1 rRNA gene is annotated in these 233 nt (G+C 53.2%); it reads right to left on the bottom strand.

Going from position 1 to position 233, the window contains the following annotated elements:
• Positions 1-11: 11 nt before the first annotated feature.
• Positions 12-125, bottom strand: a 5S ribosomal RNA gene (rrf, locus tag PQR08_RS38820).
• Positions 126-233 lie beyond the last annotated feature (108 nt).

A 233-nucleotide genomic window follows, 5' to 3' on the forward strand; every position in this document is an offset into this window, starting at 1 on the left:
CGGCATGAGGAGCCTGACGATTACCTACTTTCACACGGGTGATCCGCACTATCATCGGCGTGGAGTCGTTTCACGGTCCTGTTCGGGATGGGAAGGGGTGGTACCGACTCGCTATGGTCATCAGGCATGACTTGTTGTTGTATCGCCTGTAGGGCGCTACAACCAATCTGGGAAGAAGTAGTATTGAATTCGGGTGGTGACTGTTGCACACACGGTACTCAACCAGTACTACC

Origin of the sequence: Caballeronia jiangsuensis (genome assembly GCF_046030135.1) — a bacterium.
Classification (GTDB): Bacteria; Pseudomonadota; Gammaproteobacteria; order Burkholderiales; family Burkholderiaceae; genus Caballeronia; species Caballeronia jiangsuensis.